The organism is Streptomyces sp. NBC_00299, assembly GCF_036173045.1.
In the GTDB taxonomy this organism is placed as follows: domain Bacteria; phylum Actinomycetota; class Actinomycetes; order Streptomycetales; family Streptomycetaceae; genus Streptomyces; species Streptomyces machairae.
The window spans coordinates 2,159,721-2,178,836 of sequence record NZ_CP108039.1 but is presented as its reverse complement, the minus strand read 5'-3'; the positions used below and the strand labels follow the sequence as shown (position 1 = coordinate 2,178,836).

16 protein-coding genes are annotated in these 19,116 nt (G+C 71.6%); 12 read left to right on the top strand and 4 right to left on the bottom strand.

Annotated features, from left to right (window positions below; translation table 11 throughout):
• Nucleotides 1-93 precede the first annotated feature (93 nt).
• Together OHT51_RS09460 and OHT51_RS09455 are read left to right on the top strand one after the other, a co-directional pair.
• A complete protein-coding gene (locus OHT51_RS09460; protein WP_328878471.1) occupies nucleotides 94-1,005 on the top strand; it encodes an ABC transporter permease in 912 nt (303 codons plus the stop codon).
• Nucleotides 1,006-1,043: 38 nt separating this feature from the next.
• A complete protein-coding gene (locus OHT51_RS09455) occupies nucleotides 1,044-1,793 on the top strand; it encodes an ABC transporter ATP-binding protein (RefSeq protein WP_328878470.1) in 750 nt (249 codons plus the stop codon).
• A gap of 129 nt (nucleotides 1,794-1,922) precedes the next feature.
• On the opposite strand, the gene OHT51_RS09450 is transcribed toward OHT51_RS09455, so the two are convergent.
• Complete coding sequence (locus OHT51_RS09450) at nucleotides 1,923-3,164, bottom strand: endonuclease/exonuclease/phosphatase family protein (protein ID WP_328878469.1); 1,242 nt, start codon at nucleotides 3,162-3,164, stop codon at nucleotides 1,923-1,925.
• 238 nt (nucleotides 3,165-3,402) lie between these two features.
• On the opposite strand from OHT51_RS09450, the gene cyc2 reads away from it, so the two are divergent.
• Nucleotides 3,403-5,562 carry a germacradienol/geosmin synthase Cyc2 gene (cyc2, locus tag OHT51_RS09445; protein ID WP_328878468.1) on the top strand — a complete coding sequence of 720 codons (2,160 nt, stop codon included), beginning with the start codon at nucleotides 3,403-3,405 and terminating at the stop codon, nucleotides 5,560-5,562.
• Here the strand turns inward: cyc2 and OHT51_RS09440 are convergent.
• Complete coding sequence (locus OHT51_RS09440) at nucleotides 5,555-7,078, bottom strand: hypothetical protein (protein ID WP_328878467.1); 1,524 nt, start codon at nucleotides 7,076-7,078, stop codon at nucleotides 5,555-5,557. The two genes, cyc2 and OHT51_RS09440, sit on opposite strands and share 8 nt — an antisense overlap.
• 163 nt (nucleotides 7,079-7,241) lie before the next feature.
• Between OHT51_RS09440 and phsA the strand changes: the two genes are divergently transcribed.
• Nucleotides 7,242-9,140 carry an O-aminophenol oxidase PhsA gene (gene phsA, locus OHT51_RS09435; RefSeq protein WP_443052446.1) on the top strand — a complete coding sequence of 633 codons (1,899 nt, stop codon included), beginning with the start codon at nucleotides 7,242-7,244 and terminating at the stop codon, nucleotides 9,138-9,140.
• A 2-nt stretch (nucleotides 9,141-9,142) separates the two neighbouring features.
• Here the strand turns inward: phsA and OHT51_RS09430 are convergent, their stop codons facing one another.
• Nucleotides 9,143-9,886, bottom strand: coding sequence for a CTP synthase C-terminal region-related (seleno)protein (locus OHT51_RS09430; RefSeq protein ID WP_328878465.1), 744 nt, complete (start codon nucleotides 9,884-9,886; stop codon nucleotides 9,143-9,145).
• Nucleotides 9,887-9,981: 95 nt separating this feature from the next.
• Here OHT51_RS09430 and OHT51_RS09425 point away from each other — a divergent pair, with 95 nt between their 5' ends.
• From OHT51_RS09425 to OHT51_RS09405, 5 genes are all read left to right on the top strand, one after another.
• A complete protein-coding gene (locus OHT51_RS09425) occupies nucleotides 9,982-10,848 on the top strand; it encodes a LysR family transcriptional regulator (protein ID WP_328884283.1) in 867 nt (288 codons plus the stop codon).
• A 150-nt stretch (nucleotides 10,849-10,998) separates the two neighbouring features.
• Nucleotides 10,999-11,598 (top strand): PDZ domain-containing protein, encoded by a 600-nt coding sequence (locus tag OHT51_RS09420; protein WP_328878464.1) that lies wholly within the window; start codon nucleotides 10,999-11,001, stop codon nucleotides 11,596-11,598.
• Nucleotides 11,599-11,683: 85 nt separating this feature from the next.
• Nucleotides 11,684-12,304, top strand: a complete 621-nt coding sequence (locus tag OHT51_RS09415) for a LysE family translocator (protein WP_328878463.1) — start codon at nucleotides 11,684-11,686, stop codon at nucleotides 12,302-12,304.
• Between the two features lie 120 nt (nucleotides 12,305-12,424).
• On the top strand, nucleotides 12,425-13,552 hold the full coding sequence (locus OHT51_RS09410; RefSeq protein ID WP_328878462.1) for an aminopeptidase P family protein: 1,128 nt from the start codon (nucleotides 12,425-12,427) through the stop codon (nucleotides 13,550-13,552).
• 66 nt (nucleotides 13,553-13,618) lie between these two features.
• Complete coding sequence (locus OHT51_RS09405; RefSeq protein ID WP_328878461.1) at nucleotides 13,619-14,563, top strand: aminoglycoside phosphotransferase family protein; 945 nt, start codon at nucleotides 13,619-13,621, stop codon at nucleotides 14,561-14,563.
• 77 nt (nucleotides 14,564-14,640) lie between these two features.
• On the opposite strand, the gene treZ is transcribed toward OHT51_RS09405, so the two are convergent.
• Nucleotides 14,641-16,386 carry a malto-oligosyltrehalose trehalohydrolase gene (treZ, locus tag OHT51_RS09400; RefSeq protein ID WP_328878460.1) on the bottom strand — a complete coding sequence of 582 codons (1,746 nt, stop codon included), beginning with the start codon at nucleotides 16,384-16,386 and terminating at the stop codon, nucleotides 14,641-14,643.
• 186 nt (nucleotides 16,387-16,572) lie between these two features.
• Here treZ and OHT51_RS09395 point away from each other — a divergent pair, with 186 nt between their 5' ends.
• The 3 genes from OHT51_RS09395 (at nucleotide 16,573) to OHT51_RS09385 (ending at nucleotide 19,049) form a co-directional block, all read left to right on the top strand.
• Nucleotides 16,573-17,124, top strand: a complete 552-nt coding sequence (locus OHT51_RS09395) for a DUF1707 and FHA domain-containing protein (protein ID WP_328878459.1) — start codon at nucleotides 16,573-16,575, stop codon at nucleotides 17,122-17,124.
• Nucleotides 17,125-17,262: 138 nt separating this feature from the next.
• Nucleotides 17,263-18,633, top strand: coding sequence for a M14 family zinc carboxypeptidase (locus tag OHT51_RS09390; RefSeq protein ID WP_328878458.1), 1,371 nt, complete (start codon nucleotides 17,263-17,265; stop codon nucleotides 18,631-18,633).
• Complete coding sequence (locus OHT51_RS09385) at nucleotides 18,630-19,049, top strand: SSI family serine proteinase inhibitor (protein WP_328878457.1); 420 nt, start codon at nucleotides 18,630-18,632, stop codon at nucleotides 19,047-19,049. Before OHT51_RS09390 ends, OHT51_RS09385 begins: the two co-directional genes overlap by 4 nt.
• The last annotated feature ends 67 nt before the right edge of the window (nucleotides 19,050-19,116 follow it).

The window sequence follows — 19,116 nt, the reverse complement described above, 5'->3', positions numbered from 1 at the left end:
GCCGTGGGGACCGTGGCCCGGAAGCCGGTGCGCACCCCGAGGCAGTGGCGCACACACCGAGCACTCCCCGCATCGCCCCGCGAGGACCCCCGCATGAACCAGCCCCGCACCACAGCATCCGAACCCACCGCATCCGAACCCGCCGCGCCCCCCGGCCGACGCCCGACCCCTCCGCCTCCCACCCTGGTCCCGTCCCTCGTCCGCCGCGCCCTCGCGCCCGCCCCCGTGCGACACGCCCTGCTCCGCTGGTCCGTCCTCGCCCTCGCCGTGGCCCTCTGGCAACTGGTCGCCCGAGCCCACGGCAGCGTCTACTTCCCGCCGCCCGCCGAGATCGCGGGGCATGCCCACGAGCTCTGGTTCTCGGGCCCGGCCCGGCACTTCTTCCTCACCGAGGCCGCCGTCGCCGACATCTTGCCCAGCCTCGGCCGGATGGCCGCCGGGTTCGGGATCGCCGCCGTCGCCGGGATCGCACTCGGTGTCGCCATCGGCCGCTCGCGACGCGCATACGCCCTCTGCGATCCCGTCCTGCAGTTCGCCCGCGCCATCCCGCCGCCCGCCCTGGTACCCGTCTTCGTCGTGCTCCTCGACTTCGGTTCGCCGATGCAGATCGCGTCGATCGCCTTCAGTGCCGTCTGGCCCGTGCTGATCAACACGGCGGACGGGGCCGGCAACACCGACCCGCTGCGCCTCGAAGTCGCCGCGGTCCTGCACCTCACCCCGGCCGAACGGCTCCGCTTCCTGATCCTCCCCTCCGCACTGCCCCGCGTCTTCGCCGGGCTGCGCCTGAGCCTGTCGCTCTCCCTCATCCTCATGGTGTTCTCGGAGCTGCTTCCCGGCACCGCGAACGGCATCGGCTTCACCCTCACCGACGCGCAGTCACGCTCCGACCTGCTCACGGTCTGGGCGGCGCTCGTCCTGCTCGGCGCCCTCGGTCACCTCCTCAACGCCGGCCTGCTGGCGGTCGAGAAGCGGCTCGTCGGCAAAGGGAGGACGGCGACCGTATGACCCGTACGCCCCCCCAAAACCTCTGCGCAGGGACATCCATGCTCCGCCTAGACGAAGTCGGCCGGCACTACGGCGACCACCAAGTCCTGCACGACATCACCCTCACCGTGCCGGACGGCCAACTCCTGTGTGTCGTGGGCCCGTCCGGCTGCGGCAAGTCCACCCTCCTGCGGACCATCGCCGGGCTGCTGCCGGGCTACGAGGGCACGATCACCCTGGACGGCACACCCGTGCGTGGTGTCCCCGACAACCTCGCCGTCGTCTTCCAGGACTACGCCCGCTCCCTCTACCCCTGGCTCACGGTCCGCGAGAACGTGGCCCTTCCGCTGCGCCGCAGGGGCCTGCCGAGAGCGGAGCGCCGCGCCGAGGCCGACCGCATCCTGGCCCGGGTCGGCCTTACCGACACGGCCCGCCGCCACCCCTGGCAGCTGTCGGGCGGCATGCAGCAACGCGTAGCGATCGCCCGCGCCCTGGTCTGCCGCCCCTCCCTGCTTCTCATGGACGAACCCTTCGGCTCCCTGGACGCCCAGACCCGCGAGGACCTGGAGGACCTCCTGCTGGAGGTCCACCGCACCGACGGCACGACGATCGTCTTCGTCACCCATGACATCGACGAGAGCGTGTATCTGGGCGACCGCGTCGTCGTCCTGTCCCCGGGGCCCCGCGCCAAGGTCGTCCTGGACCTGCCGGTCGAACTTCCTGGCACCCGGGACCAGATCACGACCCGGGGCCTCGCGGAGTTCGTCGCACTGAGGTCGGAGGTGGGGCGGGCGGTGCGCAACAGGTAGAGCGGTGCAACGGGTAGAGCGGCACAATGGGTAGGGCGACGCAACAGGTAGGGCGACGCAATGGGTAGGGCGGCCGAGAGTCGCCGTCACCTGCCCTGCCCTGTCCCTGTCCTCCCCTGCCCGCACCGCTCAGCCCACGCGCACGTCCTGCCACACCATCCGGTGGTCGGACGTCGGCACCGTCTTCCCGTCTCCCACCAGCCGGTACAGCGGGTCGTCGGAGGCCGGCCAGAAGACGCCGTTCGCGCCCGGTATCAGGCCTCTGGACGGGATGACGTAGTCGACACGCAGGTTCCCGGGAGCGGTGTCGCCGAAGTCGGACGTGTCGTACGCCGGGTTGCCGAGGTGCGAGGTGTTGGCGCCGCCCTGGAGCTTCGCCGCCTCGACGCCGCCCGCGCTGGCCGGCGGAGTGGCCGGGAGGTTCACCGCCGGGTGGTCGAGCAGCTGCCGGATGGCGTGGGCGTAGCTGTCGCCGTCGTACGGGTCGGCGTTGTTGTCGCCCGCGATCACGAACCGGGCCCCGGACCGCAGTCCGCCGCGCACGCCCTTGTCGTCGTAGAGGTAGGAGCTGCGCCGGCGCCCGCCGATGTAGTCGGCCCACAGGCGGATCTCGTCGTGGTTGCGGCGGCCGTTGCGGTCCTCGGCGCCGTCGAAGGTGGGCGGTGTCGGGTGCGACACCAGGAAATGCACGGTGGAGTGGCCGATGCACACCGGCACGTCCCAGTGGCTCTTCGACGACAGACGGAGGATCGCGCGGGCCTCGTCGCTGTAGTAGCCGGGAGGCATCACATGGCCCGGCATGTCCCGCCACAGGAAGCGCTGGAAGGTGCGCACCGCGCGCGTGTCGATCGGGTACTTCGACAGGACGACCATGCCGTACTGCCCCGGGAACCAGCCGTAGCCGTAGGCGTCCTGCCCGTACGCGTCCGAACCGGGCGTCGTGACCGCGCCGTTCTTCCCGTCGAGGTCCACACCCGAGGCGACGCCCGTGTTCACCGGGCCGGTGAAGTGGTAGGGGAAGCGGACCGGCCTGGCGCCGTTGTGGCCGACGGACAGGTAGTTGCGCAGGAACAGGCGGACCGCCCTGCCCCGTTCGTCGTAGTCGAACTCGTTGATCAGCAGGATGTCCGGGTCGACCCGCTGGATCGTCTCGGCGGCATTGCGTGCCTGGGCGTTGTCCGGCGTGGACAGGTCGGTGATCAGCGCGCCCTCGGTGCCGCGGTTCAGGGAGGCGTTGAAGGTGGCGAACCGAACGGACCGGCGGCCGTGCCGCTCGGCTGCCGCGGCGGGCAACGCCGCGGTAGTGGCCAGTGCCGCCCCGGCCAGGGAGGCGAGTGCCGTGCGGCGGGAGAGTGATCCGGTGTGGTTCATCGCGACTCCGGGAGGGAGAGAGGGAGGGGAGGGGCACACGGGGGATGCGGGGATTCGGGGATTCAGGGATTCGGGGATTCGGGGATTCGGGGGCCATGAAGCTCGAAAAGTCTGCGCGCGTAGAGATGAACGCCGCAAGGTCCGTCGAGAACTCCCGGATTCACCCGTGATTCACGCGATGGTGTGATCATGTCCCGCGCCGCGGATGCCCGTTGGGGCCCGAGGGTAGGGCCCGGCCATGACGCAGCAGCCCTTCGAACTCCCGCACTTCTACATGCCGTATCCCGCGCGGCTCAACCCACATGTCGACGAGGCCCGCGCCCATTCGACCGAGTGGGCACGTGAGATGGGCATGCTGGAGGGGTCCGGGGTCTGGGAGCAGGCCGACCTGGACGCACACGACTACGGCCTGCTCTGCGCTTACACCCACCCCGAATGCGACGGCCCCGCGCTCTCCCTGATCACCGACTGGTACGTGTGGGTCTTCTTCTTCGACGACCACTTCCTGGAGATCTTCAAGCGCACTCAGGACCGCGCCGGCGGCAAGGCCTACCTCGACCGGCTGCCCCTTTTCATGCCGATGGACCTGTCGACCCCGATGCCGGAGCCGCAGAACCCCGTCGAGGCGGGCCTCGCGAACCTGTGGACGCGCACGGTGCCCTCAATGTCGACCGACTGGCGCCGCCGCTTCGCCGTCGCCACCGAGCACCTGCTCAACGAGTCGCTGTGGGAGCTGTCCAACATCAACGAGGGCCGGGTCTCCAACCCGGTCGAGTACATCGAGATGCGCCGCAAGGTGGGCGGCGCCCCCTGGTCGTCCGGCCTCGTGGAGTACGCGACGTCCGAAGTCCCCGCGTCCGTCGCCGAGTCGAGGCCGCTGCGGGTCCTGATGGAGACGTTCTCGGACGCGGTGCACCTGCGCAACGACCTGTTCTCCTACCAGCGCGAGGTCGAGGACGAGGGCGAGCTCAGCAACGGCGTCCTGGTGTTGGAGACCTTCTTCGGCTGCACCACCCAGGAGGCCGCCGACACCGTCAACGACGTCCTGACCTCCCGCCTCCACCAGTTCGAGCACACCGCCCTCACCGAAGTCCCCGCCGTGGCGCTGGAGAAGGGGCTCAACCCCGGCGAGGTCGCCGCCGTCGCCGCGTACACCCGGGGGCTGCAGGACTGGCAGTCCGGCGGCCACGAATGGCACATGCGCTCCAGCCGGTACATGAACGCGCGGGCCGAACCGACGGCCCCCTGGAAGACCTTGACCGGCCCAGGGACGTCCGCAGCTGACGTCGGCGCGCTGCTCGCGGCAGCCGGCGCCGAACGCCTGCGTGCCTACACGCACGTGCCGTTCCAGAAGGTCGGCCCGTCCCGGCTCCCCGAGTTCTACATGCCCTTCCAACTGGAGCTCAGCCCGCATCTGGAGGACGCCCGGCACCGCCTGACCGAGTGGACGCACCGCATGGGCATCCTCCAGGAAGGTGTCTGGGACGAGGACAAACTCGCCGCCTACGACCTCCCGCTGTGCGCGGCGGGCCTCGACCCGGACGCCACACCCGAGGCCCTCGACCTCAGCTCCGACTGGCTCGCCTGGGGCACCTACGGCGACGACTACTACCCCCTCGTCTTCGGCCAACGCCGCGACCTCGCCGCCGCCCGGCTGACCACACAGCGCCTGTCGGCCTGCATGCCCCTCGACGGCGAGGAGGCCACCGTGCCCCTCAACGCCATGGAGCGCGGTCTCGCCGACCTGTGGACCCGCACGACGGCGGACATGAGCACCGAGCACCGGCGTTTCCTGAAGGACGCGGTCAACGTCATGACCGAGAGCTGGGTGTGGGAGCTGTCCAACCAGATGCAGAACCGCATCCCCGACCCGGTCGACTACCTGGAGATGCGCCGCGCCACCTTCGGCTCCGACCTCACCCTCAGCCTGTGCCGGATGGGCCACGGCCCCGCCGTCCCACCCGAGGTCTACCGCAGCGGCCCGGTCCGCTCTCTGGAGAATGCCGCCGTCGACTACGCCTGCCTCCTCAACGACGTCTTCTCGTACCAGAAGGAGATCGAGTACGAGGGCGAGATCCACAACGCCATCCTCGTCGTACAGAACTTCTTCGGCATCGACTACCCGACCGCCCTCGACGTCGTCCACGACCTGATGACCCAGCGCATGCAGCAGTTCGAGCATGTGGCCGCGCACGAACTGCCCATCATGTACGAGGACTTCGGGCTCTCGGAGGAAGCTCGGGAGATCATGGCGAACTATGTGGTCGACCTCCAGAACTGGCTGGCGGGCATCCTGAACTGGCACCAGGAGGTCGACCGCTACAAGGCCGAGTACCTGTCCCGCCGCGCACACGGCTTCGTGCCGGACCGCCCGCCGGCCGTGCCCGTCCTCAGCTGAGCTCGCGCACTCGCGCGGCCGTCTCCTCGGCGAGCTCTCGTACGCCCTTGGTGCCATTCTCCGAGAGCTCGCCGAGTATGGCGTCGGCGGCCGGGAGGAGCGAACGGGCCTCGTCGGTGAGGTGCGCCTCGGCCAGGACGCGGGTGAGTCGGTAGTGCTCCTCGGCTATGAAGCGGCCGAGGTTCACGCCTTCCCACTGACGCAGGGAGTCGTCCCCGGGAGCCGCCAGGATCCCCCGCAGCGTGGCCAAGGTCTGTACGGCTTGCGTCAGTTGACCGTCCTCACGCTCCAGACGGGCCTGGTTGAGGCGGGCCGAGACCCGGTCCCAGGCCTTCTCCTGCAACGCAGTGTGGAGCTGCTGGGCGCGCAGGGCCTGCGTGCGGTCGCCGAGTTCCTCGAAGTCGCGGGCGAGCGTGCGCAGCGGGGCCGTGGTCAACGCCCGCGGCGCGTCGCGCCGGCGGAGTCTGCTCTGGTCCATGACGATCGCGTCGAGTTCGCGGATCAGCGTCACCCGGGCGAGCTCGGTCATGCCCTGGTCCCGGGCGAGGTCGGTCCAGGTGGACACCGGCTCGTCAGCGGGGTCCGTGCCGAACAGCGAGTCGTCGAGCCCCTGCGCCCAGTCCCGCAACTCCTTCGAGCTCGCGCCCGGCTCGGGGATCCCGCCGAGACCGCAGGCTGTGTCGTAGTCCGTCTCACGCACCTCGTGAAGCAGCGGCAGATCCCCGACGTCTCCGCGCAGCCCCACGAGTACGGCCGCGAGGCGCAGTTCGTCCCTCATCGAGGACCGCGTCTCCTGCCGCAGCAGATGCCGCAGCAGTTCCAGGTCGGCCTCGGCCCGGTCGAACTGCGCGGCCCGCAGGGCGAGCCGGCGCCGCACGGGATCCTCGGCCACCGCCTCCCACGCCGCACCGTCGCCCGCACGCAGCAGCGTCAGATCGGCGCGGCCGCTCGCGAGCACCGGCTCCCACAAGGGCGGGCGCGGATACGAGCCGAGCAGCTGATAGGCGTTGTGCTCCGTACCGTTCAGCAGCAGGAAGTCGGGCTCGGTGCGCAGGAGCGCAGCCTGGAGCATGGCTTCGAGCTCTGCGGGGGAGCGCTCCGGAAAGCCCAGCGCTGCTCGCAGCTCGGTCCGCGCCTCTTCAAGGCGACAGAGGCGGCTGTGCTCCGCTCCGTCTCTCTCGCTGTCTCCGTCGTTGTACTCCTCGTCGAACTCCTCCTCGTCGTCCCCTTCGGCCTCCTCCAGGCCGATCATGATCTCCAGCGCCTCGTCGACGCTGGAGCCGATGATCCCGGCCGAGCCTTCCGAGTCGGCGTACAGCATCGACCCGTCCGCGCAGACGAAGTACGTACCGCCGGTGTCGTCCCCCGCCACGATGTCGAGCGTGCCGCCCGAGGCAAGGCGGACCTCTTCGACGTGGCCGTGGGCCGCACGGCCGATGTCGAAGTTGAAGGGGTAGGCCGCAAGTTCGGCCAGGCGGGGGTTCTCCCGGAGCGCCCGCAGCGCAAGATCGGTCATGTCACTGAACGTAACAGCCGCCACTGACAACGGACTTCCCGCCTCCGGATGCCGTCGCCGAAACTTTTCGTGCGGAACGGGACATTCAGGGAACTTCGATGCGGCGCGGCGAGTCTTCTGGGGTGAGAGGAAACGACCACAAGAACACACGGGGGTGTTCGCCTTGACCGACATCATCGAGAGGTTCACGGACAGCGACACGGGGACCGTCACGGAGGCCGGATCGGGGAAGCAGCCGCTCGGCACCGGCGAGCTCACGCCCTACGCGGCCCCGCTGCCCGTCCCATCCGTCCTGCGACCCGCGTCCGAGGACGTCTTACGCGAAACTGAGATCGCCCTGCGCCCGACCTGGGTGCGCCTGCACCCGCAAGTGCCGCCGACTCTGATGTGGGGGTACGACGGCCAGGTGCCGGGCCCGACCATCGAGGTGCGGCGCGGACAGCGCGTGCGCATCGCCTGGACCAACCGTATCCCCAAGGACGGCGAGTACCCCGTCACTTCGGTGGAGGTACCGCTCCGTACGGACGGCCGCCCGCAGTCCGCCACCGAACCCGGCCGCGACGGAGCCGAGCCCAACAAGGACGTCGCAGCCCTGCCCGCCTGGTCGGTGACCCACCTGCACGGCGCCCAGACGGGCGGCGGCAACGACGGCTGGGCGGACAACGCCGTCGGCTTCGGCGACGCTCAGCTGTCCGAGTACCCGAACGACCACCAGGCGGTGCAGTGGTGGTACCACGACCACGCGATGAACATCACGCGGTGGAACGTGATGGCGGGCCTGTACGGCACCTATCTCGTCCGTGACGACGAGGAGGACGCCCTCCATCTCCCGTGCGGCGAGCGGGAGATGCCGCTGCTGCTGGCCGACCGCAACCTCGACACCGACGAGGACGGCAGGCTCAACGGGCGGCTGCTGCACAAGACGGTGATCGTCCAGGAGAAGAACCCGGAGACGGGCAAGCCGGTCTCCATCCCGTTCACCGGCCCGTACACCACGGTCAACGGCCGCATCTGGCCGTACGCCGAGGTGGACGACGCCTGGTACCGCTTCCGGCTGGTCAACGCGTCCAACGCGCGCATCTACGACCTCGTCCTGGTCGACGAGGACAACAACCCGGTGCCGGGCATCGTCCACCAGATCGGCAGCGACGGCGGACTGCTGCCGCGCCCCGTACCGATCGACTTCGACGGTGCGCTGCCGACGCTGACCGCGGCCCCGGCCGAGCGGTTCGACCTGCTCGTCGACTTCCGCGGTCTCGCGGGCCAAAAGCTCCGCCTGGTCAACAAGGGCCGCAACCAGCCGCCGGGCGTGCCGGACGCGGCGGGTGACGTCCGCTATCCGGCGGTCATGGAGTTCCGGGTCAGGGAGGGCGCCGGGGCGGACACCTTCGAACTGCCCGAGGTGCTCTCCGGTTCCTTCCGTCGTCTCACGCACGACATCGAGCACGGCCACCGCCTGATCGTGCTCACCCCGCCCGCCACCAAGGGCGCCGGCGGGCACCCGGAGATGTGGGAGATGGCGGAGGTCGAGGACCCGGGCGACATCCAGGTCCCCACCGACGGGGTCATCCAGGTCACCGGAACGGACGGGAAGACGAAGACCTACCGGCGCACGGCCCGGACGTTCAACGACGGACTCGGCTTCACCATCGCCGAGGGCAGCCACGAGCAGTGGAGTTTCCTCAACCTCGCGCCGATCGTCCACCCCATGCACATCCACCTGGCCGACTTCCAGTTGCTGGGCAGGGACGCCTTCGACGTCTCGGGCTTCGACCCGGCAGTGGGCGGTACCCGCAGCCCGATCCGGTACGACGCCGGCACGGCGATCCCGCTCGCGCCCAACGAGCGCGGATACAAGGACGTCTTCCGGGTGCCGGGGAACCAGATGCTGCGCGTCATGGGCAGGTTCGACGGGGCGTACGGCCGGTTCATGTACCACTGCCATCTCCTCGAGCACGAGGACATGGGGATGATGCGGCCCTTCGTCGTCATGCCCGCGGAGGCGTTGAAGTTCGACCACGGCGGCGCGCACGGCGGCCACGGGGAGGGGCACACGGGCTGACGTCACGCGCGCGTGGGGACCCGCCGCGCCGCGTGCTCCACCGCGGCTCGCGCCAGTGCCCGGACGATCGGGTGCGGGCGCGAGCCGTCGCCGGACAGTTCCGGCTGGAAGAGCGTGGCCAGGAAGAAGGGATGGCCGGGTAGTTCGGCGATCCGGACGTGACCGTCCTCGTCGTGCCCCGGGAATCGCAGGCCCTGCGCGCGGAGGGTGTCCAGGTGACGGGAGGGGCCGTAGGCGCAGAAGTACCGTTCGACGGTCCTTTCCGAGCCGATCACCGACTGGGCGAGCGAACCCGGCTCGACCCGGACCAGCGCTTCGTGGCCGACCAGTGAGCAGGCCAGGGGTTCGATGAGGAAGTCGTCCGCGTCGGGGTCGTTCTCGGCGTGGGCGACCCGGGTCAGCCCGCACACCTCGCGGGCGTATTCGAGAAGCGCGTGCTGGAAGCCGCCGCACGTGCCGAGGAACGGAATCCCCTCCTTGCGCGCAGTGCGGATCGCGGACAGCACGCCCGCCTCGCTGCGGTACGGGCTGCCCGGCAGCACCCACACGGCGTCGAAGCCGCGCACCCCGTCGTCGGCCACCGCGTCCTGCGACGGGATCCAGTAGGCGTCGAGGACGAGCCGTTCGCGCTCGGCGAGGGCGTCCAGCAGCAGCGGCACGCGCGCGTGCGAGGCGACGTTGGGGGAGCGGTCCCCGACCAGCGCGAGTCTTGCTGTCGTTGCTGCCCGAGCAGCGGTGTTCGTCATGACCGTCATCCTGGGCGCGGCCCGTACTTCACGTCCAACGATGATTACTGGACCTCTGATAAGCAGAGCTGATGGCATGCGGGAAGCTGTGCGGCATGGACCCGCACCTGCTGCGCACCTACGTCTTCGTCGCCCGTCTCGCCTCGTTCTCCGAGGCTGCCCGCGAGCTCGGCTACACCCAGTCGGCGGTGTCCCAGCACATCGCCGCGCTCGAACAAGACCTGGGCGCGCCGCTGCTCACCCGTCGCCCCGTGGCACCCACGGCGGCCGGCGAGCGGCTCCTCGAACATGCGGGCCCGCTGCTGCTGCGCCTGGAGGCGGCCCGCGCGGACGTCGTGAGGATGGCGGCCGCGCCCGACCACGGACTCACGCTCGCGACCGCGTCGACCGCACTCGGTCCCCGCGTCCTCGCCGCGCTCCCGGCCGCCGGCGTGACCTTGCGCGTGCTGGCGCGCGCCGAGATCCCCGCGGCCGTCGCCACCGGCACGGCGGACCTCGGCCTCGTCGACGGGCTCGCCGCCCCCAGCGACCCGCTGCGACTGCCGGACGTGGCACCGCTGACCACGTACGGCGTGGGGGAGGAGCCCGTCTGCGTCCTCCTGCCCGACACCCACCCGCTCGCCCGGCGCACCGGCCTGCGCCTCGGTGACCTGGCCGACGCGCGCTGGCTGGACGCCCCCGACGCGGGCCTTCCACTCGCCCACCTCCGCGCCGCGAACGGCGGCCACGGCTTCCGCCCCGCCCTGCGCTACGAGGGCACCGACGTCCACGCCCTCACCGCCCTGGCTGCGACAGGCCACGGACTGACCCTGCTGCCGCGCTCGGCGGCCACCGGGGTGGCTGGCTGCGTCGCCGTACCGCTCACGGAACCGCGTGTCGTACACCGGACGGAACTGGTGTTCGCGGGGACGCTGCGAGGAGCGTCGGCGGCGGTCGCGGAGGCGTTGCTCGAACCGGCGTGAGACTGGGCCCGCCCCTCCGGAAGCCCTCCCTGACGTCCCGTTTCTGCCGTGACGCCTATGGCTTCCCGTTCCTGACCACTGGTCAGTCTCACTCGATCGTGGCTCGTCGTGCGCCGGTGCGCAGGGTAGTCACCAGCCGGAGGCGATCCGATGGAACAGACTGCGTTGAGACCCAAGCCCATGCCAGGTCAGGGACCCGGCGACGAGGCCAAGCCCGCCGCTGGCGCACGGCGTCCGCACGCCGCGCCCCACAAGCGCGGCCGACGGCTCACCACCCTGCTCTGCGCCCTGCTGGTGGGAATGGTCCTGATCCTGTCCGGGGTCGGACTCGGCACCCTGGGGGCCACAGTGATCGGCATGAGCAAGCTCGCCGAGCTGAAGCGACAGGCAGGCCTGGGCGCACCCGGCAGCCCGTCCGAGTCGGCGCACCCCGGTTCCTCGGCCCCCGCGTCTGCGACGCCGACGTCCTCGCCGCGTCCGGCCGCCGTCGCCACCCTCGGCGTGGAGGCAGTGGACGCCAGGAAGCCGGGCGCCCTGCTCGTCGGCGTCCACGTTCCGGGACCGGGATACACGGCAGGCCTGGTCCGCGGCGACGTACTCCTCGCGTTCGGCAGGACCCGCATCGACTCCGCCGCCGACCTCGCCCGAGCCGTCGCCCGGGCCCGCCCGGGCAGCGAGGTCACCCTCACGGTGCGCCACCGCAGCGGCGGCTACCAGCAGCTGACGGTGATCCCGGGCGTCGTCACCTGACCGCCTCGCATCTCAGGCGCGGGCATCGAGGACGAGCCTGCGACATCCACTGGTCCCGTTCCGCCGGCCGGGCCACCATGACCCCATGCTCACCACCCTCATCGCCTTCCTGGGAGCCTGCACCCTCGTCGCCGCCTCGCCGGGGCCCAGCACGGTGCTGATCATCAAGCAGTCGCTGCACAGCAGACGCTCCGGATTCCTGACGGTGCTCGGAAACGAGACCGGGGTCTTCGTCTGGGGCGTCGTCGCCGCGTTCGGCCTGACCGCGCTGCTGACGGCCTCCGAGGTGGCGTACGACGTGATGCGGATCGTCGGCGCGGTCGTGCTCGTCTGGTTCGGCATCCAGGCGCTGCGACAGGCCCGCCGCGCGAAGGCGGAGCAGGAGACCGGATGGGAGGGCACGCACAAGAGCGGCTGGGCCTCCTACCGCGGCGGGCTGCTGCTCAACCTCGCCAACCCCAAGGCGGCCGTCTTCGCCCTGTCCTTCCTCCCGCAGTTCGTCCCGGAAGGCGCCCCGCACCTGCCGACCATGATCGGCCTCGCCGCACTCTGGGCGGTCTACGAAGTCGGCTACTACGGCCTCTACGTGTGGTTCGTCGGCCGGATGAAGAACGTGCTGTCCCGCGCGGGCGTGCGCCGACGCCTGGAGCAGGTCTCCGGAGGGGTGCTGCTCCTTCTCGGCGTCCGTATGGCACTGGACAGCTGACGCCATGCCCGGCCGGCCGGCCCACGAGCCGCTCGAAAGACCCGCCGATCGGCTCGCGCCGCCCCCTCCGTGCGGGCAGGATGCTGCCCGTAGTCCTTTCACGCGCCCAGGGAGGCCCGGATGACCGGCACCGCACCCGCGCCCTTCACCGCCGACGACTACAAGGCCCGCATGGAACGTGCCGCGCGGGCGGCCGCGGACGCCGGCCTGGCCGGGCTCCTGGTGGCCCCCGGCCCGGACCTGGTGTGGCTGACCGGCTACGCGCCCACCGCGGAGACCGAGCGGCTCACCCTGCTGGTCCTCGTCCCAGGCCGGGACCCCGTCCTCGTCGTCCCCGCTCTGGAGGCCCCGGACGCCGCGCAGGCCACCGGTGCGCCCGGCCTGACCCTGCGCGACTGGACGGACGGCAAGGACCCCTACGCCGCCACCGCCGCCCTCCTCGACGCGAAGGGCCGGTTCGGCATCAGCGACAACGCCTGGGCCCTGCACCTGCTGGCCCTGCAGAAGGCGCTGCCCGGCACCTCCTACGCCTCCCTCACCGACGCACTGCCGATGCTGCGCGCCGTGAAGGACGCCGCCGAGCTGGAGCTGTTGGCGGCCGCGGGTGCGGCCGCAGACGCAACGTTCGAGGAGATCCGGAAGGTTCCCTTCAGCGGTCGCCGCGAGTCCGAGGTCGCCGCCGACCTCGCCCACCTGCTGCGCCGCTTCGGCCACTCCCAGGTCGACTTCACGATCGTCGCCTCCGGCCCGAACGGCGCCAATCCGCACCACGAGGTGGGCGACCGTGTGATCGAACGCGGCGACATGGTGGTCCTCGACTTCGGCGGCCTGAAGGACGGCTACGGCTCCGACACCTCCCGCACGGTCCACGTCGGCGAACCCACCGACGAGGAGCGCCGGGTCCACGACCTGGTGCGCGCGGCCCAGGAGGCCGGCTTCCGTGCCGTACGGCCCGGCGTCGCCTGCCAGGAGGTCGACCGGGCGGCCCGCGCGGTCATCGCGGACGCCGGATACGGCGAGTACTTCATCCACCGCACCGGGCACGGCATCGGCGTCACCACCCACGAGCCGCCGTACATGATCGAGGGCGAGGAACAGCCCCTCGTGCCCGGCATGTGCTTCTCCGTGGAGCCCGGGATCTATCTGCCCGGCCGCTTCGGAGTGCGTATCGAGGACATCGTGACGGTCACCGAGGACGGCGGCCGGCGCCTCAACGACACCACCCGCGAGATGGTCATAGTGGACTGACCCGGCCACCGATCCGGGAGCAAGGAGCCCGGCCCCCGTAGACCCCCGAGCGACGACGGCGCGACCATGACTCAGGCACCGACACCCACCGCGGACACCGTCCGCCGACTGGTCCGTTCCCTGCTCAAGAACGGCGCGGACGACTCGGCCGGACCCGAGGTCCGCCCTGCCGCCACGGGCGCCGAGCCCGCCACCTGGTGGGTCGGCACCCGCCATGTGCTGCGGCTCGCGAGCGACCGTGAGGCCGCCGCCCGCCAGCGCCGCGAGCTGCGCCTGCGCGACCTCGTCCGCCCGCACGTCCCCGTCACGGTGCCGACGAGCGTCGCCTACGGCGAGTGGGCACCCGGACTGACCTGCACGCTGGACACCAAGGTGCCCGGCGGGGCGGGCGGGCAGCACGACGTGTCCGCCGTCGGCGAGGCCGACCTGGCCGGACTGCTCACGGGACTGCGCGAGGTCCCGGTACGGCAAGCGGAGACGCTCGGCGTGCCGCGCGCCGCGCCGCGCTCCCTGGAGGGCCTGCGCCGGGCCGCCGAACGTGCCGCGGCACGACTCGACGCCGCCGACGAGTTCGACGCCGCCGCCGTGCGCCAGCTCACCCAGCAGGCCGCCGTTCAGCTGGCCGCCCAGTCCGCGACGGCCGTGCTCGTCCACCACGCCCTCACCGGCGACCACCTCGTGGTCAGTGCCGACGGCCGGGTGCGCGGCGTCCTCGGCTGGGCCGACACCGTCCTGGGCGATCCCGCCGAGGACATCGCCGGCCTCGCCCTCGCCGTCGGCTCCCCGGCCGCCGTCCGCGCCGCCACCCTCGCCGGCTACGGCGCCCGCCCCTGCCTACGAGGCCTCTGGCTCGCCCGCTGCGACGCGGTCGTCCGCCTCGCGGACCGCCTCGCCGGCAAGGGCGAGTCACCGCCACCGCTGCTGAGAGCGCAGCTCCGGCACGCCTGGGAGCCGATCCTGCTGGAGCGGGTGACCGAGCTCAGGGAGGACGACGGGGAGGAGGAGTTGTAGGGGCGCAGGCGCACGCGCGTCCGGCCCGGCGTAGGGCGCACGCGCGAACTCTCACGCCCGCCCGTACCGCGCCGCGCTCACCCCTGCAACAGCACCACACCCGACTCCCCGGGCACATGCAGCACCCCGTCCGCCCCCGGCGCCTCGACGGGCTCCCACGCCGCCAGTACGGCCGCCTGCCGGGGCCCCAGCGGGATCGTCGCCGCTTCCTTGGAGAGGTTGACGGCCGCGCGTACGTCACCGCGCCGGAAGGCGAGCCAGCGCCCCTGCTCGTCGTAGGCCACCTTGGTGTCGGCGAGGTCGGGATCGGTGAGGTCGGGCTGCTCGTGGCGCAGCGCGATGAGGCGCCGGTACCAGGCCAGCACGCGCGCGTGAGGCTCGCTTTCGAGCTCGGACCAGTCGAGGCAGGAGCGGTCCCGGGTCGCCGGGTCCTGCGGGTCGGGCACATCCTCCTCGGCCCACCCGTGCGCCGCGAACTCCCGACGCCTGCCGCGCCGTACGGCTTCGGCGAGTTCCGGATCGGTGTGGTCGGTGAAGAACTGCCAGGGCGTGCCCGCGGCCCACTCCTCGCCCATGAACAGCATCGGCGTGAACGGCGCCGTCAGCGTCAGCGTGGCCGCGCAGGCCAGCAGCCCGGGGGAGAGGACGGCCGCGAGCCGGTCGCCCTGGGCCCGGTTGCCGACCTGGTCGTGGGTCTGGCTGTAGCCGAGGAGGCGGTGCGCCCCCACGCGCGTACGGTCCAGAGGGCGCCCGTGGCGGCGGCCCCGGAAGCTCGAGTACGTGCCGTCGTGGAAGTAGCCGCCGGTGAGGGTCTTGGCGAGGCCCGCCACCGGGGCACGCGCGAAGTCGGCGTAGTAGCCCTGGGACTCGCCGGTCAGCGCGGTGTGCAGGGTGTGGTGGAAGTCGTCGTTCCACTGGGCGTGCAGACCGAGGCCGCCCTCCGCGCGTGCGGTGATGAGCCGAGGGTCGTTCAGGTCGGTCTCCGCGATCAGGGACAGCGGCCGGCCCAGTTCGGCGGAGAGGGCGTCGACGGCCGTCGACAGCTCCTCCAGGAAGTGGCACGCGCGCGTGTCCACCAGCGCGTGCACCGCGTCCAGGCGCAGCCCGTCGATCCGGTAGTCCCGCAGCCAGGCCAGTGAGCCCTCCACGAGAAACGTGCGCACCTCGTCCGAGCCGGGCGCGTCCAGGTTGACCGCGGAGCCCCACGGCGTCTGATGCGTGTCCGTGAGGTAGGGGCCGAAGGCGGGCAGATAGTTCCCGGACGGGCCGAAGTGGTTGTGCACGACGTCGAGGACCACACCCAGGCCCAGTTCATGGGCCCGGTCGACGAAGCGTTTCAGCGCCTCGGGGCCGCCGTACGGTTCGTGCACGGCCCACAGCGAGACGCCCTCGTAGCCCCAGCCGTGTCGCCCGGGGAAGGGGCACAGGGGCATCAACTGGACGTGGGTGATGCCCAGTTCGACGAGATGCCCGAGCCGCTCGGCAGCCGCGTCCAGCGTGCCCTCACGCGTGTACGTGCCCACGTGCAGCTCGTACAGCACCGCACCGGGCAGTGGCCGCCCGGCCCACTCGGTACGCCACTCGTAGCGGCTGTGGTCGACGACCGAACTGAGCCCGTCCGGGCCGTCCGGCTGCCGGCGCGAACGCGGATCGGGCAGCACCGGCCCGTCGTCCAGCGCGAACCCGTACCGCGTCCCGTCCCGCGCCTCGGCCTCCCCCCACCACCATCCCGCTCGATCAGGATCTCGCTCCAACGCGCGCGTGGCGCCCTCGCAATGGAGCGTCACACGGCCGGCCTGCGGTGCCCACACCTCGAACTGCACGGACGGTTCCCCTTCGTCTGCTCACCGTGATGTAGCCCGTCCATGGTGCTTCAAACGAGATCAATCCGCTTTTGAATCTTCCCTTTTGCGGCGGGGTGTCGTGGCCGGTCTCGGTGATCACGCGCGTGTGGTGGCCGTTTCCCCGTTTTCTGGACACCGGGGGGCCACTGACCGACAATCAGCAGCGTGACGTCGTCTTTCGAGTTCAACACGTACCCCGCGCGGCTCTCCGACGTGGAGCGCGACAAGGCGCTGAAGGTGCTGCGTGACGGCGTCGCCATGGGACGGCTGTCGCACGACACGTTCGTGCGCCGGATGGAACTCGCCCTCTCCGCCCGCCGCGCGGACGAGCTCGCGGCGCTCACCGCCGACCTGCCCTCCGAGAGCCGTCTGTCCCGTCTGGTGTTCGGCACCGTCGAGGCCGTCTCCGGCTTCACGGTACGGCTGCGCAGGGCGTGGCAGGCCGAGCGGCTGCCCAAGCTGCTGCTGCCCCACCCCGGGGCCGGTCATCCGCTGCGCATAGGCCGCGACCCCGCCAACGGGCTGCGGCTGACGCACGAGACGGTGTCCCGGGTGCACGCCGAACTGAGCCACCAGGCGGGCCTGTGGGTCCTGCGTGACCTCGGCTCCACCAACGGCACCACGGTCAACGGCAGGCGCGTCATCGGTGCCGTCGTGGTCCGCGAGGGCGACCAGGTCGGCTTCGGCCGGATGTCGTTCCGGCTCGCCGCGAACTGAGCCGACCAGCGGCTTGGGTCCTCCCTCTACTTGAAACGTTGACTCAAGTCCCTTTGCCCTCGGTGGTGTTGACGTACTGGCCAAGTCGTGACTGACTGTGCGTACACCATGTACACCAGGTGAACCGACGGCACCGCATTGTGGAGGTGTGCCCTGCCGCCACTCCTCCGCTACCCGACCGTCGACGAGCTGAGCGCCCGGGCGGCCGCGCTCGTCGCCCGCCGCCCCCGTGACGCACGACTGCGCCGTGTCGGCACGTCCCGCGCGGGCACGCCTCTGTGGCTGCTGTCCGTCGGCCACGGCAGCCGCCAGGCCCTCGTCGTGGCCGGCCCGCACGCCAACGAGCCGGTGGGCGGCGCCACCGTCCTCAGGCTGGCCGAACGGGTGCTCGCCGACCCCCGTCTGCACGAGGGCGCCAACGCCACCTGGAACCTGCTGCTGTGCCTCGACCCCGACGGCCTGCGCCGCAACGAGGGGTGGCTGCACGGCCCGTACGCCCTCGCCGACTACTTCCGGCACTTCTTCCGGCCCGGCTTCCTGGAACAGCCCGAATGGCTGCCGGACGGCGCGGACGCCGCCACGCTGCCCGAGACCCGCGCCCTGCTCGAACTCCAGGACGAACTGCGGCCCTTCCTGCAGTGCTCCCTGCACGGCGTCGACGTCGGCGGCGGCTTCGTCGAGCTGACCCATGACCTGCCCGGCCTTGCCCAGCGCATCGCGCACACGGCGGCCCGCCTAGGCATCCCGCGCGAGCTCGGCCCCTACGACACCCTGTACTGGCCGGAACTGGGACCCGCCGTCTACCGGATCCCCAGGCCCCGCCGGGGCGACCTGGCCGCCGCCATCACCGAGGCGGCCGTGGAGTCGACGTGGTTCCATCCGTACCGGCACGGCACGGTCACGGCGGTCGTGGAGGCCCCCATGTGGGGTGTGGCGGCCGTCCAGGACGGTGCTCCGGCCGCTGATGAGGAAACGGTCCTGCGCAGGGTGAGCCACACCCTCCGTCACGACACCCTCCTGCTGCAGCGGCTGCTGGAACGCCTGCGGCCCCACCTGCCCGCCGGACCGGAATCGGCCCGGCTGCTCGCCCCGGTGGACGACTATTTACTGGTCTGTCCCGGGCTCGCGAACACCTGGGACCCCGACATCGGGGACCCGGTCGGCGTACACCCCCTTCCCCCGCTCAGCACCGCCCATCTGGCCGCCCTGCGCATCGCCGGGCGGCGCCTCGCCCTGCGCACCGCCGGGCTGCTGCACCAGCTCGTGACGGGCGCCGGGCACGACCCTGCCGGGGTGCTGCCGGAACTGGACCGGCTCCTCGACGCGTGGTGCGACGACTACCGCGACGGCTGCGGGGCCCGCTGGATACCGGTCGCGCGTCAGGTGGAGTACCAGGCGCGGGTGGTACTCGCCGCGTTCGAACTCGCCGGACGGTACGCGCCCGCGTGCTCCCGTTCGGGTGAGTCGGGGTGGAATGCCGGGGCCGCCGTGCCGATGCATCGGGAATGACGCAATCAATCACGGCGAAAGCGGTACGGGGCGGCCTGCTGGCGGCGGCCGCCATGCTCCTCCTCGGCGCGACCCCGGCGCAGGCGGCGGCCCAGGAGTCGGACTCGGGGAACTGGCTCTTCCTGACGGTCACCAGGGGCGACGCCCGCCACGGTGACCCGCGCGGCACGCTGCTGCTGTGCGACCCGCCGCAGGGCCACGGGAAGGCGGCGCAGGCCTGCGCGGAGCTCGAGAAGGTGGGCGGCGACATCAGCCGGCTCCGGACGGCGGACGCCTTCTGCCCGATGATCTACGCTCCGGTGACCGTCCACGCGCGCGGGGAGTGGCAGGGGCGGCCGGTCGACTACCGGGAGACCTTCGCCAACGGGTGCGCGATGGGTGCTCGGACGGGAGCCGTGTTCGCGCTCGACGCCTGACGCCTGGCGCCTGTGCCGCATCGGCCGTACCGCACACGTCGGCACGGTTCACGTCGGCACGGTTCAC

What these genes read in the sequence shown, in the direction of transcription:
- OHT51_RS09460 (WP_328878471.1), top strand. Translation starts at nt 94, where the DNA reads ATGAACCAGCCCCGCACCACAGCATCCGAACCCACCGCATCCGAACCC.
- OHT51_RS09425 (WP_328884283.1), top strand. Translation starts at nt 9,982, where the DNA reads ATGGACCCGCACCTGCTGCGCACCTACGTCTTCGTCGCCCGTCTCGCC.
- OHT51_RS09450 (WP_328878469.1), bottom strand. Translation starts at nt 3,164, where the DNA reads ATGAACCACACCGGATCACTCTCCCGCCGCACGGCACTCGCCTCCCTG.
- OHT51_RS09385 (WP_328878457.1), top strand. Translation starts at nt 18,630, where the DNA reads ATGACGCAATCAATCACGGCGAAAGCGGTACGGGGCGGCCTGCTGGCG.
- OHT51_RS09405 (WP_328878461.1), top strand. Translation starts at nt 13,619, where the DNA reads ATGACTCAGGCACCGACACCCACCGCGGACACCGTCCGCCGACTGGTC.
- OHT51_RS09410 (WP_328878462.1), top strand. Translation starts at nt 12,425, where the DNA reads ATGACCGGCACCGCACCCGCGCCCTTCACCGCCGACGACTACAAGGCC.
- OHT51_RS09420 (WP_328878464.1), top strand. Translation starts at nt 10,999, where the DNA reads ATGGAACAGACTGCGTTGAGACCCAAGCCCATGCCAGGTCAGGGACCC.
- OHT51_RS09455 (WP_328878470.1), top strand. Translation starts at nt 1,044, where the DNA reads ATGCTCCGCCTAGACGAAGTCGGCCGGCACTACGGCGACCACCAAGTC.
- cyc2 (WP_328878468.1), top strand. Translation starts at nt 3,403, where the DNA reads ATGACGCAGCAGCCCTTCGAACTCCCGCACTTCTACATGCCGTATCCC.
- OHT51_RS09430 (WP_328878465.1), bottom strand. Translation starts at nt 9,886, where the DNA reads ATGACGAACACCGCTGCTCGGGCAGCAACGACAGCAAGACTCGCGCTG.
- OHT51_RS09440 (WP_328878467.1), bottom strand. Translation starts at nt 7,078, where the DNA reads ATGACCGATCTTGCGCTGCGGGCGCTCCGGGAGAACCCCCGCCTGGCC.
- OHT51_RS09415 (WP_328878463.1), top strand. Translation starts at nt 11,684, where the DNA reads ATGCTCACCACCCTCATCGCCTTCCTGGGAGCCTGCACCCTCGTCGCC.